The organism is Bradyrhizobium sp. LB14.3 (genome assembly GCF_040547985.1).
GTDB lineage: Bacteria > Pseudomonadota > Alphaproteobacteria > Rhizobiales > Xanthobacteraceae > Bradyrhizobium.
Map to the genome: position 1 here is coordinate 1 of NZ_JBEPQT010000039.1, position 15,045 is coordinate 15,045.

At 61.1% G+C, this 15,045-nt stretch carries 18 protein-coding genes and 3 pseudogenes; 11 read left to right on the top strand and 10 right to left on the bottom strand.

All coding sequences use genetic code 11. The features are described 5' to 3' along the window. Nucleotides 1–184: 184 nt before the first annotated feature. Together ABIB00_RS35475 and ABIB00_RS35480 are read right to left on the bottom strand one after the other, a co-directional pair. Complete coding sequence (locus ABIB00_RS35475; protein ID WP_247342424.1) at nucleotides 185–364, bottom strand: hypothetical protein; 180 nt, start codon at nucleotides 362–364, stop codon at nucleotides 185–187. Continuing rightward, on the bottom strand, nucleotides 361–519 hold the full coding sequence (locus ABIB00_RS35480; RefSeq protein WP_354107563.1) for a hypothetical protein: 159 nt from the start codon (nucleotides 517–519) through the stop codon (nucleotides 361–363). The genes ABIB00_RS35475 and ABIB00_RS35480 overlap by 4 nt, the downstream gene beginning before the upstream one ends. Nucleotides 520–642: 123 nt before the next feature. On the opposite strand from ABIB00_RS35480, the gene ABIB00_RS35485 reads away from it, so the two are divergent. The 3 genes from ABIB00_RS35485 (at nucleotide 643) to ABIB00_RS35495 (ending at nucleotide 1,820) form a co-directional block, all read left to right on the top strand. Then, nucleotides 643–837: a hypothetical protein gene (locus ABIB00_RS35485; protein ID WP_354107564.1), complete on the top strand. Its 195-nt coding sequence runs from the start codon at nucleotides 643–645 to the stop codon at nucleotides 835–837. 212 nt (nucleotides 838–1,049) lie between these two features. Next, complete coding sequence (locus ABIB00_RS35490; RefSeq protein ID WP_247342432.1) at nucleotides 1,050–1,283, top strand: hypothetical protein; 234 nt, start codon at nucleotides 1,050–1,052, stop codon at nucleotides 1,281–1,283. A gap of 324 nt (nucleotides 1,284–1,607) precedes the next feature. Further along, nucleotides 1,608–1,820 carry a hypothetical protein gene (locus ABIB00_RS35495; RefSeq protein WP_247342434.1) on the top strand — a complete coding sequence of 71 codons (213 nt, stop codon included), beginning with the start codon at nucleotides 1,608–1,610 and terminating at the stop codon, nucleotides 1,818–1,820. On the opposite strand, the gene ABIB00_RS35500 is transcribed toward ABIB00_RS35495, so the two are convergent. The 3 genes from ABIB00_RS35500 to ABIB00_RS35510 form a co-directional block, all read right to left on the bottom strand. After that, complete coding sequence (locus tag ABIB00_RS35500; RefSeq protein WP_354107565.1) at nucleotides 1,817–2,023, bottom strand: hypothetical protein; 207 nt, start codon at nucleotides 2,021–2,023, stop codon at nucleotides 1,817–1,819. The two genes, ABIB00_RS35495 and ABIB00_RS35500, sit on opposite strands and share 4 nt — an antisense overlap. Before the next feature lie 691 nt (nucleotides 2,024–2,714). Continuing rightward, nucleotides 2,715–3,140 carry a hypothetical protein gene (locus tag ABIB00_RS35505; protein WP_247342437.1) on the bottom strand — a complete coding sequence of 142 codons (426 nt, stop codon included), beginning with the start codon at nucleotides 3,138–3,140 and terminating at the stop codon, nucleotides 2,715–2,717. A gap of 19 nt (nucleotides 3,141–3,159) precedes the next feature. After that, nucleotides 3,160–3,381 carry a hypothetical protein gene (locus ABIB00_RS35510; RefSeq protein WP_247342440.1) on the bottom strand — a complete coding sequence of 74 codons (222 nt, stop codon included), beginning with the start codon at nucleotides 3,379–3,381 and terminating at the stop codon, nucleotides 3,160–3,162. 894 nt (nucleotides 3,382–4,275) lie between these two features. Here ABIB00_RS35510 and ABIB00_RS35515 point away from each other — a divergent pair. From ABIB00_RS35515 to ABIB00_RS35545, 7 genes are all read left to right on the top strand, one after another. After that, nucleotides 4,276–4,494, top strand: coding sequence for a hypothetical protein (locus ABIB00_RS35515; RefSeq protein WP_354107566.1), 219 nt, complete (start codon nucleotides 4,276–4,278; stop codon nucleotides 4,492–4,494). Between the two features lie 176 nt (nucleotides 4,495–4,670). Further along, nucleotides 4,671–4,853: a hypothetical protein gene (locus ABIB00_RS35520; RefSeq protein WP_354107567.1), complete on the top strand. Its 183-nt coding sequence runs from the start codon at nucleotides 4,671–4,673 to the stop codon at nucleotides 4,851–4,853. Between the two features lie 472 nt (nucleotides 4,854–5,325). After that, complete coding sequence (locus ABIB00_RS35525) at nucleotides 5,326–6,309, top strand: DUF3618 domain-containing protein (protein ID WP_354107568.1); 984 nt, start codon at nucleotides 5,326–5,328, stop codon at nucleotides 6,307–6,309. A gap of 92 nt (nucleotides 6,310–6,401) precedes the next feature. Further along, nucleotides 6,402–7,001, top strand: coding sequence for a hypothetical protein (locus ABIB00_RS35530; RefSeq protein ID WP_247342450.1), 600 nt, complete (start codon nucleotides 6,402–6,404; stop codon nucleotides 6,999–7,001). Further along, a complete protein-coding gene (locus tag ABIB00_RS35535) occupies nucleotides 6,998–7,414 on the top strand; it encodes a phage holin family protein (protein WP_247342453.1) in 417 nt (138 codons plus the stop codon). Before ABIB00_RS35530 ends, ABIB00_RS35535 begins: the two co-directional genes overlap by 4 nt. Continuing rightward, the gene (locus ABIB00_RS35540) at nucleotides 7,411–8,136 is read left to right on the top strand and encodes a hypothetical protein (protein WP_354107569.1); all 726 of its coding nucleotides are present in this window, start codon (nucleotides 7,411–7,413) and stop codon (nucleotides 8,134–8,136) included. Before ABIB00_RS35535 ends, ABIB00_RS35540 begins: the two co-directional genes overlap by 4 nt. Nucleotides 8,137–9,052: 916 nt before the next feature. After that, nucleotides 9,053–10,084 carry an alpha/beta fold hydrolase gene (locus ABIB00_RS35545; protein WP_354107597.1) on the top strand — a complete coding sequence of 344 codons (1,032 nt, stop codon included), beginning with the start codon at nucleotides 9,053–9,055 and terminating at the stop codon, nucleotides 10,082–10,084. On the opposite strand, the pseudogene ABIB00_RS35550 reads toward ABIB00_RS35545, so the two are convergent. The 4 genes and pseudogenes from ABIB00_RS35550 to ABIB00_RS35565 all read right to left on the bottom strand — a co-directional run bounded on the left by ABIB00_RS35550 (nucleotide 10,038) and on the right by ABIB00_RS35565 (nucleotide 12,034). Then, a pseudogene (locus ABIB00_RS35550) lies at nucleotides 10,038–10,344 on the bottom strand (hypothetical protein). The gene ABIB00_RS35545 and the pseudogene ABIB00_RS35550 overlap by 47 nt on opposite strands. A gap of 127 nt (nucleotides 10,345–10,471) precedes the next feature. Then, nucleotides 10,472–11,184, bottom strand: a pseudogene (locus ABIB00_RS35555) (SOS response-associated peptidase). Then, nucleotides 11,185–11,634, bottom strand: a complete 450-nt coding sequence (locus tag ABIB00_RS35560; protein WP_354107570.1) for a hypothetical protein — start codon at nucleotides 11,632–11,634, stop codon at nucleotides 11,185–11,187. 19 nt (nucleotides 11,635–11,653) lie between these two features. Then, nucleotides 11,654–12,034: a hypothetical protein gene (locus ABIB00_RS35565; RefSeq protein WP_354107571.1), complete on the bottom strand. Its 381-nt coding sequence runs from the start codon at nucleotides 12,032–12,034 to the stop codon at nucleotides 11,654–11,656. 168 nt (nucleotides 12,035–12,202) lie between these two features. On the opposite strand from ABIB00_RS35565, the pseudogene ku reads away from it, so the two are divergent. Further along, nucleotides 12,203–13,129: pseudogene (ku, locus tag ABIB00_RS35570) on the top strand (non-homologous end joining protein Ku). A gap of 574 nt (nucleotides 13,130–13,703) precedes the next feature. Here the strand turns inward: ku and ABIB00_RS35575 are convergent. Further along, entirely contained in the window at nucleotides 13,704–14,684 is a 981-nt protein-coding gene (locus tag ABIB00_RS35575; protein ID WP_354107572.1) for an ABC transporter substrate-binding protein, read from the bottom strand. Nucleotides 14,685–15,045: the final 361 nt, after the last annotated feature.

The window sequence follows — 15,045 nt, forward strand, 5'->3', positions numbered from 1 at the left end:
GTGCAGGTTCATTGCCCGTCCGGTCGCTCAATGCTGATCTCCTTAAAGATGAAGGTCCCGCAGCAGCGTCGACGCCACGCGGCTTTCTGGCGGCACGGATGCCGACAGCTCAGAGCGGCAATTCCGACCGAGTTGGACTTGTTCCTCATCGGTCTTGGGGCGCGGCCCAGACGCCGGTGCCTGGCTATTCGAAGAGCCTCAGTATGGCGGCCAGCCCATCGGCGCGCTGGGGGGCCGCGCTGTTGAGCTGGTCTCGATATTCCCCGGCGGCCTTGAGAAGAGTCTCGCGAAGCTCGTCGTCCGCCGTCGGGGCGGCGAGGGCTTCGGCCCGGTCGACCTGGTTCTGAAGAGATTCTTTCGTCATCCTCCCTTCTTCTTTTTCTTCTTCAGAACCTTGGCCTGCGCTCTAAATCCCGAGGCCAGGGCCTTCATCTGCCGAGAAACGAATTCGTCGGCCGTCTCCTGAGCGGCCTTCTCGGCTACACGAGCCTGCTGTTTGAATGTTTTCGCCGGCTTCATGGGCCCACAACTTTCGCCAAAAACTCAGGTTCCTGAAGAATCCGGCTCTTTTCGTTCTAATGCCATTATTCCACGAGAGGCGCATATGCCGGACCTGGACTACATCAGGCGGGAAATGAACGCATGCGCACGCAGGTGGGGCGCCAAAGGAAGGAAATCCTCCAGCTCCAGCGGGCCGGGATCTCCATGGCGTCGGCTGAGACCATACTCTCGCGGATGCTAGGCAAGATCGACACCCTGTGTGAGCAGCGAGACGCGCTGAAGAAGCCCCACACCCATCACAACAAGGGCAGGGTGCTCGGCGGGCGTAACTGGTGAAAGGGGATAAAGCTCGTTCAATCGGCGGTAGGAGCAGGCACCAAGGATTGCTCGAGGGCCCTGACGTCCGAGTGGAACGACCCTGACGGATCGCGGCCCTGCGACAGTACCCAGTATTAGGCCGTAAACTTGGCCCGCGTTCTTGCCGTGGGAGCGGGGATAACCGCACGCGCGGCAGTGGATCAGGTTTGGCGCGGAGAGGAGGCAACGCTGTGCCAACAGCCATGGAAATGATCGTCGCCGGCTACGTGAAGGTGCGGGACCGACGTGCCTTGACGGACTTGCTCGCGCATCGGCGCAAGGTTCTCGGCGAACTACACGCCGTCTCCGGCATCAATCCCGCGAACGCTGTACGGGCCGTCCAAGACGAAATAGCAATTATCGAAGCCGGCCTAGAAGAACTCAAACCGCCGCCCGGCTCGCTGCCCGAAAACGATTGGAGCTAGCGCGTGCGCGTTAACAAGATCAATTGGGACAAGATCGCCCGCATGACGGCGCCTGGTCGATACAGGTGCTTCTTCGGCTATCTAACCGTCACGGCAGACGACATCGAAGTGTGGACTATCCCGACGCGACGTTCGCTTTGATTGTGGCGCCGACGACAGAGCAATCGGTTGGCGAAGATTACCGGCTAGGCGCATTCGACATCGGCGATCCTCAAGAGGAAGACGGCGGGTCGTCGTCGCCTGCGGGATGGCGTAGACGGGCTGCCCCACGGGTGGTGTACAGGACGGAGGGCTGTCAAGAACGTTTGGCCGTGATCGTGATCTGTGACTGCGAGCATCTTCATCCAAATCGCTTTGCCACTTCGGCAACGATCAAATCCCGCTCCTGTAAATGAGCTTTTGAGTCTCAATCAGGGTGTCGAGGACGGAAAGCGCGAGAGCAAGATCGCGTCCCTCGCGCTTGAGTCGGTTTATCAGCGTCTCTTGCTGGCTGATGTGTTGCTCGCCTTCATGAAGGCGGCGCTCGGCCAAGGTTAAGAGTGCGCGGAGGCGCGGCAGCGGTCTCCCTTACCTTCGCTCTGGCTCAAACCGACCGAGCGGGGGCCACACCACACTTCGATCGGTTCGTTCGCCACCCCGGCAGAACCAAGCTGAAGAGCTTCTTCCGGACTGCCGCACTCGATCTCCTGCACATCGAGTGTCTTGCCCCAGTCGTCGAGAGTGAAGATATAGCAACGCATCGAATTTTCGCAGCTGTTGCTCAGCCAAGGAATTCCCACACTGGCCTAGACGTTCCTTCTTAGCATTCACCGGCTCAGCACCTTCGGCGCGTCCTCTCGGTTCCCGAATTAACTTCCACCCTGCATATCAAGCTTAATCTGAACCTCAGATTGCGACGAGCCTTCCGCGGGTTACCTTGGCACATCGGACATTGCCCCCGTCCGGGACCACCCATGGCGAAGTCGGCGCGCCATAATATTCGGCGCGTCGGCTTCGTTTGATTGCAGGCAGTTTCGTTTGACAAACCAGCCGGACCACGAACCGCTTGATCTCGTCGAGATGCGTCGGCAACTCACCGCACTGCGTTCGCAACACTCCGACAATCTTCGAATAGCGTCGCTGTTGAACCGCTTCCTCGTGAAGATCGCGTTTCTCTCAGAGCCGAGGGACGTCGCGCACGCCCAACATCTGCGGTCTGAGTTCGCACGAACGCTACAAAAGGTTGAAGCGATCGCCTCCCGGTCCCCACCCGCAAAGCCATCAGACGCCGTTAAGCAGCCCAAGTAACGCTAACGCACGGACGTTCTTGCGTCGATCTGGCCCAGCGCCGATGCTCGATGCAGTCGCCAAGTCGTCCTCGTCTCGCGTACTGGCGCCTTCGCGGCGAGGGGCTGCCGCCGTCACAAGCGACGGCCCCGCCCATGATCAGATCTAGTGAGCGCGCCGCACTGCTCGAGGCACAAAGGGCAGTCTCGGAGAAAACGGCTTTGCGATCGCGAGAACTGCGGCTTCGTCGGTTTCGAGCGCGATCTTCTGAGCGAGCATCACATCGCCAACTGCCAAGCTCCGTTCGGGAACGAAGCACCACCCCATCTTAGGCTCCAGTGCCTCATCCAGCTCCAAAACATTACTCATGGTGCCCTGATGGATTCGGTATCTCCGGCCGGTAAGAGAGCCAGTGACTTCGAAAAAACCATTGGCATCAAACTGCGCGCGTTGCCCTGCAGATAACCATTCTCGCAAAAGACGACGCGCACTCGCGTCCGGGCCATTTTGCTCGTTGAAGCTCCGATACAGCGCACGCAGGGCACGCAAACTCGCTCCCCGGGCGACGCCGTTGCGTCTGAACAAAAACATGTTCCGTGCTGCGACCGTTCTAACCGCCGACCAGGCGCGGATAAAACAGCGTTTCCTCCGCGGTTGGATCAAATGACCGTATCACCTCGAGATCGCCGGCCGCCGTCCGAGTGGCAGCGGTAAATCCCTGGCCGATGAACTTGTTGAAGCGCCGCTCAGCCTGGGCGAGCTGTTTGGGGTGGTCTTGCTCAAAGAAATGCCTGCTGTCACCTGTGTGGTCCATCACGATCTGGGTAGCCATGGAAGAGAACTCCGCAATGCCTAGCCTCTGATGAAGACAAACCTCGCCCCGGTGAATAGTGTTCCTGCTCTCGGCAAATTCATTGTGCCTTCTTGTAGTCAGCGGTTGTCTGGCTCGCTGACATCGACGAAAACCTGATCCGCCGCGACCTGGCGCCGGCGCAACGGGCGAAGCTGATCGCGAAGCGAAAGGCAGATTTATGAAGCGGTGCATCCGGAGGGAGGCGCGGCAGGGCAGCCGCACCGGCAAGGCCGGCGGCGGAAAGGCGAAGGCGGCCAACTTGGCCAGCTTCGTCGCTGACACGTCGGGGAAGACGGGTAAGCCCTAACCAATGATCCGCCGCGACGCCACCCGCGCCGAGGCGCTGGCCCCGTGTTGGACCATGTTTCAACACGTCGCGAACCAATCGTCAGGAAATGCAACGAGCAGCCATGGCCCGCCCTCATTTTTATCGTTTGCAGCTACCGGTCTGCGGGTCGCTACAGGCTCGGCGGCGAACTCTTCCACCTCAGCGGCACTGGCCGCGTTACGCTTTTCGCACTCTAAATCTCTTTGCATGAAAACTCCCCACCGGGGCACAAACAAATTGGCAGCGCCTTCAAAAAATATCGATCAGAGTTTAGGCGACAAAATATCAGGCTCCTCGGCAAGCGATAGGAGCGCGGCGCTGTCCTTTTTGCACGCTAGGGCATGTACTATTAGCGGCTGGCCGGCTGATGTCCGGTTTACCGGCAACAGCGGCCGAAGAGCGGATGAGGTCGCAGACGGGCCAACACCGGACATCGAGGTGTGCATCAGGGGCCGAACAAGTTGATGAATTGCACGCGTGATTGTTGCTCATCGGAACAAAAGGGACCTCGCTGATCTTACTTAGTCAGGAGATCTGCTCATGCTATGCTCAAGACCGCCACGGCCTATTCGCACGACGCGCGATCTCGCGAGCGCAGAGCAGGTAAAGTCAGTTCGAAAGCGGTTTCGCATCACCCCGATTTGGTCAGGATCGTCGACAAGATCGGTAACTCCTTATCGGCGATCGAAAAGGAAGTTGATGTCGAAAATTTAACGGCCGTTCAGCCACGCAATGCGAAAATCGGGCTTGGGACCTTCAAATAACGTTAGTTCAACCGAGCCAGAAGGTTTCTTGTGATGAACGGCCTGATTTACCTCATAGGACTAATAGTTGTAGTCGCGGCCATTCTCTCGTTTTTTGGCTTGCGATGACCGCTTTGCTCTTCCGGTGATGCAGCCGCCGATCCGATAAAGCAGTTCGCATTTTCGAGTGCCGTAAAATGATTGATCCGCACCAGGTGAATACAATCATCTCCACGACGATTTGCGCGTTTCTTGCACATCACCCAGACGCGAAAATTGGAATTGAAGAAGCCAAGCTGCTCGCGAAGCAAATTGCGGAGGCTCTCAACGGGGCGGGACTGCAGATTGCTGCCGCCGATCCGGCGAGTGCGACTGACTAGTCTGCTGCTGGCGATCGTCCAGCGCCCATGTGCGCCACTCTTGCTGACCGGAGATCGGCTGTCGTTCCTTCGTTCTTGGAGCTCGGCCCAGTTGGACCCTCAATCGTAGCTCCGCTATTTCGATCCTAGTCGGCCCCAGAATTGAGCTGCATCTGACAATAAGGGCGTGCAGTAGCGGTGCACGACGACGGACCCGGATCTCTCCCCATGAAGGTCGACGCCCGGGCCGCACAGCAGCACAGGCCATGCGGTCGTCTGCGCCGGTTGGCTGATATCTACTCGCGTCTGAGCTGCCACTAACACCTCCTGAGTTGTATTGCAGTCTCGCGTTTGGCGAAGATCAGATCGCGCTCTCGCCCGTGCGAAGTGCGCTCTGCGAATGGAATGCACCGCCGGAGCGGGTCACTAGGAACAATTCAAAAAACCGTGAGTTCGATTACAAGAAATCCGAAAAGCGAGAGAGGGTGATGCGATGATGCGGTCCGTGGAGGAATTAAGACGTGAGTCCGAGCGAAATCGCGCTGAGTTGGCCGCTACGGTCGATCGGCTGAAAGAGCAGGTCTCGGAGACGGCCGATGACATCCGCCACAAGGTGTCGCCGCAGCACATCAAGTCGGAAGTATCCGACTACGTCACCCACACGACAAAGAGCTGGGTCGACGGACTGAAACAGCAGATCATGGACAACCCTATGCGCTCGGTGGCCGCCGGCACGGCCATGGCCGTTCCACTCCTGCGAATGGCACGCGGCGTCCCCCTGCCGCTTTTGATGATCGGTGCCGGTCTGGCGCTCACCTCAAAGACTGTGCGAGACCGCGCCGCCGAGGTTTCCGGCCCTGCGATGGACAAGGCGGGCGAGGTTTTCGAGGACATGGCGGGCCGAGCGCGCGCTATGCAAGGCGATTTCACCGATCAACTATCTTCCGCCCGGATTCAGGCGGCCAGCATGGCCGATTCCGCGCAAGATTCGACTGCCGGCGTGGCGGCGGATTTGCGGGCGCGGGCCACCGAGGCCGCCGATACGATCGGCGAGAAGCTCAAGAGCGGGGTGGATGCGGCGAAGGACAGTGCCTCCGCAGCGAAGAACGCGGCCGGGAGAGCGCCCGAACAAGCTCGCGCGATTATCAGCGATAATGCCGCGCTGATCGCCGGTCTTGGCGTGGCGATCGGAGCCATCATCGCAGCCGCTCTTCCGGAAACCAAGGTTGAAGCCAAGGCAATGGGGCAGGGGAGCGACGGCGTGAAGCGGGCCGCCGCGGAGGCCGCTCAATCCGGATTTGACGCGGCAAAAGATGCCGCAATGTCGGCAGCCGACGCGGCAACAAACAGAGTTGCTGACGCCGGTCTCGGTGAGCATGCCAGCCGCATGACTCAGAACCTCGCTGACTCGCTCAAGACAGCCGCCGACGACGTCGTCGGAGCCGCTTTCAATCCCTCCCGCAATTCCGATACCTGAAGGAACGCACCATGAGCGATCTAGACCTGAGCAGAGGCACAAATTCAAATCAAGATCGGGACGCGGGTTCTCCCAAGAACCTGAAGGACCAAATGGCGGAGGCTGGAGCGACTGTGAAGCAGCGGGCCGACGAGGCCTTTCAGGCAACGGCTGACGTCGCACAGGACAAGTTCAAGGAAGCGGGGGATGCGGCCAAGGACCTCGCTTCGGGGACCATGGACCAGATTCGCGGCCAGGCACGCGAGCAGCAGCGGTCTGGAGCCGAGTTCATTGAGCGACTTGCCGGCAATGTTCGCGAAGCGGCTCGCGCCTTCGAGAGCGACGTGCCTTTTGCCGCCCGCGGCATCAACTCCGCCGCGGACTATGTTGAAGATGCCGCCGAGAAGATCCGCAACGGCAGCCTCCGCGATCTCCTCGACGGCGCAACCGATTTCGCGAAGCGCCAGCCAGCCGCTTTCCTTGGCATCTCGGTGCTCGCCGGTTTCGCCGCCGTCCGCTTCTTGAAGGCCTCCGGCGGTGACTCGCCTTCATCGCGACCTGGAATGAACAGTGGAACGTCCTCGACGCAGGGCGACGAATGGCGCGGATCCACGTCTTCCACCCGAACCGGACACGCGTCAATGCAGGGCTCATCGGCATCCGGCAACGGTCCCCAGCGAACGACGTCCTTCAAAGGCGGGAGGGTGTCATGACCATTCAGCATGATATCAAGACAAGCCAGAACGATCTTCGGACCATCTCCACGCTGGTAGCCGACGCGATGGGTCAGTTCGCCAAGCTGTTCCAGAACGAGATCGACTTGGCCAAGGCTGAACTCAGCGACAGAGTGCAGAAGATAACGGGAGCAGCAGGCCTCATTGCCGGTGGCGCCCTTCTGGTGATCCCCGCCATTGTGATGGCGCTGTTCGCGCTGTCGGCGGCGTTGATCTCCGCGGGATGGTCGCAACCGCTTTCCTACCTGACATCCGCGATGGTCGCTGGCGCCATTGCGGGCGTGCTGTTTGCGGTCGGCATCAACCGGCTGGATGCCCGTAATCTTGCGCCGCGGGAGACCATCCGGCAGTTGGAAAAGGACAAGGACACTGTGAAGGGAATGGTCCGATGAGCAGCACGCAAACTGGCTTTTTCGACCATCTGGTCGCAGCGGCCAAGGAAAATCCCCTTGCCGCCGTCCTTATTGGAGGCGGCGCGCTGTGGCTTATGGCTGGTGACGACAGGATCAAGGGCGCGGCTCGGTCCACGGCGGCTGCCGCGTCCGGTGTTGTCGATGGCGGGGTGAGCACGATGCGGACTGCGGCATCGGCGCTCCAGCGCACTGCGGCGCCTCCCACGGCGCCCGAAATGGATCACGAAGGGTCACTCGATGGCAGCGATACGTTGCGGTCAGCGGCGTCCGGCGTTCTGTCAGGGACCGCGGACAAGATGAGGGCTCAGTTCGAGGACGGCGTAGAGATGGTGCGGGACGGCTTCGCCAAATTGGGCGACCAGGTTCCGGGCGGCGAAGCCGTCTCAAAAGCAAAGTCGTCATTGTCTGATGTGTTCGAAAAGCAGCCGCTGGTGCTTGGCGTCGTCGGCTTGGCAATCGGCGCCGCAATCGCAGGGGCGTCTCGAACAACAGACATCGAGAATGAGTATGTCGGAAAAACCAGCGATGATGTGAAGACCGACCTGAAGACCCGTGTAGGTGCCGTCTCGCAGGCGTTGCGCGAAAGTTCCGAATCGCTGTTGGCCGAGGTCTCCGATACAGGCGCCGAGGCTCTGGATCGGATCAGGCAGACCGGTATGGATGCAGTCCAAGCAGCCCGTGAAAGGGCCAAGTCGCCCTAATGTGCTGTGAACACTGAAGAGTCGTCGCGACGCCCGCGGCGACGCTTCCGAGTTATTCCGCGTACAACATCAGCGCATCATCTAGGTGCCCAGCTCGCGCTCCCCGATACGTGATCAGGCTCTTCGAAGCAGTGCAGCGAAGCAGATCTGCTTCGGCGACGCTGTGCGCGCTGTCAGCGCTCCACTAAGAACGGCCCCTGGTCATCGCGACGACCGCTTAGGGTCAAAGGACTAAACCGCTCGCGCGGTAGGGCGCCGCGGCCGGCGGCCCAGCAAACAGGATAGCGCTGTGGGGCGTCCTGTCTTGAAGATGAGGAGTTGGCAAACCTCGCTCAAGACAGGAGCATCCCCATGACTGAACCGCCCCGGGATTGCGGAGGCCATTTGGTTTAAGTTATGCCGCCATGGCGGGTTGTTCCAGCAGGGCGTAGTAGCGTTGCTCGGCTTCGGCCGTCCGCGGCGGCTATGGCGGATGGCGAATCCGAGTCTCGACGAGGTCTGCGCCATCATCGTACTCTTCGTGTACGGATTGGTGGCCGGTCGAAGCCGTCGGACCATCTAAGCCGGGCCGTAACCTGCTCAAGGTATTTATTGTCGAAAGGCTTGAGGAGGTCGCCGGCGAAAACGGCTTCAGCAGGAAAGTCGCGTCGCTACGCACCAAAGCGCAGCCGGACATCAGACAATGCTCAACTCTGGGTACCGGCCCCTCGCATATCGAGCAACCTCCGCACCCGACCCCCAAGGTCGTGATCGTGATTGCGCAATCAGGTCGAGATGATTGTGGATCCTTCTTCGATGCTACGACGGATTATGCGGCCAGCGGCGCAGGAACGTAGAAAGCCGAAGGGTGTTGCCGATCACCTGTTCCATTCCGCGCTGGCGACGTCATCGTGCGGACCATCCCGAGGCACCGCACATGGCTCTAGAGCGCACAAGTTCTCCATCGTTTTTGTCTGATTTCCAGAGCGCGCTCCGGCGACGGCCCGCGGTCGCGATGGTTGCTGGCGCAGCGGCTCTTCTGGCGGCGACGGCGCTCGTAAACCGGTATTTCGCGCGCAAGGCGGAACGCGAGAATCCGCCGCAGGGCAGATTTATCGATATCGACGGCGTTCGGCTCCACTACATGGAACGCGGTAGCGGCCGTCCGCTTGTCCTTTTTCACGGCAATGGGAGCATGATCCAGGATTTTCAATCGAGCGGCCTGATCGACCTCGCTGCCAAGGATTACAGGGTAGTCGCGTTCGACCGCCCGGGCTTTGGCCACAGCTCGCGACCCCGCAGTATCGTTTGGGGACCGGACGAACAGGCGGACTTATTCCAAAAGGCTCTCGAGCGACTCGGCATCCGGGGAGCGATTGTGCTCGGGCATTCTTGGGCAGCCTCGGTGGCGATTGCCTTGGCCATAAGGCACCCCTCGTTCGTCGAAGCGCTGGTGTTGGCGTCCGGATACTACTTTCCGAATCCCAGGGTCGATCTGGCCACGCCGTCCGTGCCTGCGGTACCGGGGCTTGGGGACATCGTCAGTAACACAATCTCGCCGCTCGTCGCCCGACTGATGTGGCCCGGACTCATGCGCAAGATATTCGGACCGCAAAGCGTCCCGGAGAAGTTCGCCGGCTTTCCGGTCGAGATGGCTGTTCGGCCGTCTCAACTCCGCGCCAGCGCTGAAGAAGCCGCAATGATGGTCCCCATCGCCCTTGCAGCTTCAAAAACCTACAGCGAACTCACAGTGCCGACCGTCATAATCGCGGGTGAGGACGACCGCTTGATCGAATTCGAGCAATCCGCGCGATTGCGTGACAAGGTCGAGCAGAGCAGGTTGCGACGTATCGCCGGAGCAGGGCATATGATCCAGCAGTCCGCAACCTCGGATTTGATGGCGGCTATCGAAGAGGCGGCATCTATGTCCGCCAAAGGCGAGAGAGATCCGGCACATGTCGACCGCTAAGCGGCTGGCATTCCGGGCAGGTATCGCTGATCGAGTCCAGGACGTCCCGGATCTCGGCAACCGCTTGTTCCCGGAGAAAGACCGGACGGAGGACGCTGCCGAGCGAGATCGATGGCGCGTCCGCGGGCGTGAGGGTCCGCTTTGTCCTTGGCCCAGCCATGCTCCTCGCATTCGTGGATCGCGCCGGCGTCCTGCAACACGTTGATCGCCCAGCCTCGCAGCGTCTGTACCGCCGGCCGTCGTTCCTTCGTCATAAGCATCCAGATCACTCCTGCGAGGACGAATCCTTCTGCCCACCTGCTTGTTCCGAGCGGTTAGCACGGAGCAGGGATTCGCAATCGAGAGCGCCAGGGCTTGTCCACCTGTTCCCGCCGCGCGTGCAGAACGCTACCTTCCCGCCGCGGGGTCTTCCTTCGAGCCGCGGGCGACGATTCTGAGCGCCCCGTCCGGAAGCGGGCGCTGCAGCTTCAGGGCCTCGTCCGCGGGGGCGGTCATCCAGGTCTCGACTTCGTCGCGCGTTGTCAGGATCACGGGCATCGCCTTCGGGTGCACGGCGCCGACCTCGACGTTCGGCTCGGTCGTCAGGAACGCGTAAAGGTCGTTGGTGGTCTCGCCCTCCTTGACCTTCCGGACCGACGTCCAGTTGGTCCAGATGCCGGCGAAGCAGGCGAGCGGACGGGTCTCGTCGAGCGCGAACCAGACGTCGCCGCCTTCGGCTTTGTTGAACTCGCTGAACGAGTTGAACGGCACCGCGCAGCGGTGCTCCGGACCCAGCCACCGCGTCCAATGTTTGCCTCACGTTGCGGATGTTGGTCGTGCCGGAATCCGGCTCCATCCGCAGCAATTCCTTGAAATCGACGGTCTTACCCTTCGCTTGCAGCTTCTCGGCACGCTTCTTGGTGGCATCCATCAGCGCCTTCGACGACGACGGCATGCCCCAGCGCGAACTCGCGGCCGTCGGCGCCGGTCCGGACGATCGGCGCCGTGTAGTCCGGAAACACCCCGGGCATCGGCGCGAGGTTGCCGACGTAGCGGTTGACGACCCGGAATAGCGCGCTGATCGCGGCTTGATTGGTGGTGATCGAATAGAGATTACACATTCAGGTCCCAGGATCCGGATGGCGACCGCGCTGTGCCAACTGCAGCAGTGTCGCCGATGGGCGGCGGTTGGCCTTGGCGCACTTGCTGCAGCGGAGCCGGCCGGCCAGGTCGTGGACGAAGGTCGTCGGAGGGTGGGAAAGTTCGGCGAGCTCGACGTTCCGCCGCGTCTTGCAGCGCGAGCACTCGATCTTCAGCCAGCTATAGCCGCCGTTCACGGCCTGGTCGACAGTCGGCGAGGGGGCGATCGGCTCGCCGTCGGCCCACAGGCGCTCGTTCCAGCTTTCGCACAGCAGCTTGTCCGCGGTCCGGATCAGTGCCTCGCCCCTGGCTCTGGCATCGGCGGCCTGCGTCGCAAGGATCATGGTCATGGCCCGGGCGCGGCCGAGCTCCTTGTTGAGGGCCTTGCGGTCGCCTCCGGAGAGGGGCGTCGGGTGATACTTCGGCGCCATCGCCCGGGCTCCGGACCCGTCAGGTATCGAACGACGGCCAGCAGCCGTCTTCCTCATGGCGCCCAGTCCGCTGAGTGCAGATGTTGTCCAAGAGGCGCTGCCCGACGTCCCTCCAGACCGCGTCCGGACCGTACAGGCGGGCGGCATCGGCCTTCTGGATCTCGACGGTCCGGCCGCAGCGCCGGCAGCCCACTCTCAGTAAATGCTGGGGAATTTGGTCCAGCCGCAGCATCCGTCCGGACGCGCCCGCGCTCAGACGGCGAGCCTCGACGCCCCCGTCCTCCATGAGCGCCTGCCAGTATTCCGGCGGCAGATCGTCCCCCGGCCCCGGTCCGCCGGGGGGAGGGGCCTTCCTGCTGACGGCAGCGGCCATTTTTTCCATCTGCTTAGGTGTGGGCATGCGCCAGCTCGCGGGCGGTCGTTCATGCTTGGCATTAGCACATATCAAGAACAAGAGAGTCGAGTCCGGCTCTCGAAAAATCACACAGACGCTCGACCGGTGAGGTCGGAACCATGGTCGGCCGATCGTCTTGAATCCACCCGCCGCCCTGTTCGGAGTACCGCGTTGATGGCCCCTCGCGCCAACTGGAAAGGCTTCCTGCGTCTTTCGCTCGTCACCTGTCCCGTCGCGCTGTACCCGGCGACGTCGGAGAGCGAGAAGATCTCGTTCAACCAGCTAAATCGGTAGACCGGTCATCGGATCAAGTATCTCAAGGTCGACGCCGACACCGGCGACGAGGTGGCCAACGAGGACATCGTTAAGGGTTACCAGCTTGAGAAGGACCAGTTCATCGAGGTCACCAAGGAAGAGCTGGAGGAAATCGCGCTGGAGTCCACAAGGACAATCGAGGTCGACGAGTTCGTCGACAAGTCCGACATCGATCCTCGCTACCTGATCCGGCCCTACTACATCAGACCGGACGGCAAGGTCGGCCACGATGCCTTCGCTGTGATCCGCGAGACCATCCGCGAGATGGACAAGGTCGCGATCGGGCGGGTGGTGCTGACCAACCGCGAGCACATCATCGCGCTTGAGCCGATGGACAAGGGCCTCGTCGGCACGCTGCTGCGCTATCCCTACGAGCTGCGCAGCGAGCAGGAGTATTTCGACGAGATCCAGGACGTCAAAGTCACCAAGGATATGCTCGATCTCGCCAGGCACATCGTGAACCAAAAGGCGGGGCGCTTCGAGCCGGAAAAGTTCAAGGACCACTACGAAACGGCGCTGATCGACCTCATCAACCAGAAGCGCGCCGGCAAGCCGATCACCCCGAAGGAGCGTCCGCGCGGCGAGAACGTCGTCGATTTGATGGACGCCTTGCGCAAGAGCGTCGGCGGCACAGCTGCGGAGAGCAAGGCAGCGAAAAAGCCGGCAAAGAAAGCGAAGAAGGCGACGGCTGGCCAGAAGGAGTTGCTGATGCCGATCGCCGGGAAGAAGCTAGCGAAGGAAGCGGCGAAGAAGCCGGCGGCCGGTCGCCAGCGGAAGTCGGCGTGATCCGTTGACTCCTGACGGCCGATATTTCGTCGTCCGCGGACGCCTTTGGCACATGGCAAACTCGGCCCTGGGAGAGCAGGAGAGATCTGACCTGGTGCGGCGGCTTAAGAGCGCGAGGCGGGCGGTGGCGATGCCAAGGCGCGCAAGGATATTGAAGCGGAACAAACGGCTCATTGGGCGGTCGAAGAGGCGAAGCGAGCCATCGGCGAGCGCGGCGCGATCTGGTGGAAGCACGGCGCGCCCGACCTCAGCCGCCACATGATCAAGAACTGGCCGTATACCGGATGGTGCGCCAAGCTTCCGCGCTCGCGCCAGTGAGCACTCACACCTCAGGTCCAGCTGATTTTCGCGTTGCTGCTCCCAGCAGATCACGGACGAGCACAGTTTTGAGCGTTAGCTGGTGCGGATCGGTAGCATCCTCGCATCGTTGGCGCGTGTGGGGCGAAGGTTGACAGCCGGTGGCCGCGAGATAGGGCGTGTCCGCTAGACTCTTCGAAAGCGGACACGGCCAGCTCGCCCTAGCTAGTCGGCTGCGGGCTACGACCGGACTCACGCGCCGCAGCAAACAGGATCGCTATTCGATCAGCTCATCAGCGCGAATGAGTAACGAGGGCGGTACGGTGAGCCCGAGTTCTTTGGCAATCTTTAGATTGATGATTAGCTCAAATTTGGTTGGCCTCTGTACCGGCAGGTCGGCAGGTTTGGTGCCTTTGAGGATCTTATCGACGTAGACGGCTGAACGTCGGAACAGATCGGCAGCATCGGCTCCGTACACCGACAGTCCGCCATTGGCGTAGTGTCGGAACAAGTAGTTTGCCGGCAGACGGTGTTTCGCTGCGAGAGCGATTACGCGCGGCGCCTCGACAAATGTGAGCGGATCGCCAAAATCAACGATGCCATCAGCGTGTTGAGCGGCAGCCGAGGCAAAGGCGAGGTCCAGTCCCTCGGCTGTGGTTGCCTCGACTATTGTCAGAGCCACGCCCAGTTTTTGCGCGGTGCGAGGTGAATACTCAGCTAGTACCAGCCGGTGCATTGGGTTGTCCGGGTTGATCAAAAGCGCGATTCTCGAGGCGCCCGGTACTAATTCTCGGAGAATTTCGATGCGTTTCGCGACGAAATCTTCGGGAACGTTGGTGGCAAAACCCGTTATGTTACCAGCTGGTCGCGAGAGGCTTTGCACCAGGCCTAGACCGACGGGATCGGCCACAGCCACGAATACAATTGGGACAGTGGTGGTGGCCGATTTCAGGGCTAGCGCCGCTCGCGGTCCTGGAGCAACAAGCACATCGGGAAGAAGGTCAATCAGATCGGCGACGGAAGCTAATAGTCGATCTGGCGGATGGGAAAAGCGATAATCGATGACCAGATTTTTTCCTTCTATCCAGCCAAGGCTTCGCAGCGCATCAGGGAACGCAATCTCGGCTTGATTAAGGGCTTTCCCGCTTCCATCACCTACAGCAAGAAAGCCGAGCCGACGCCGTTTCCCTTGCGCGCGCGAATAACTTGGCGAAACAAGCAGCGCCGCAGTGCCGGCTATGAACTCCCGCCGTTTCATTCGACCCTCATTGCAGCATGAGGACGAGGCCGCAAAGTATCACGTCTTGATAGTCCTCGCACGCTGTGACTGCAAATGCCGCGTCGCGAATGAGGCACGTCGCCCAGGACGGCTTCGGGTCACAAGCCGCCGAACTGGCGCCCGGCTGCAAACTTCCGGTCTGCCCCTGCGAGACGACATGCAGCGACACCCCGGCAACGGAAGCGATGGGCCACTAGCCGACATCCCGGTGCCGCGGCTGACAGATAGCTCGCGTTCGCCGTTTATGCCCGCTACCTGGCGCAGCTGACCGACGACGGGCGGAAGTCCTCTGCGATCCAGAGGCGTATCGCCGTGATCCGGAGCGCACGCGATATACGGG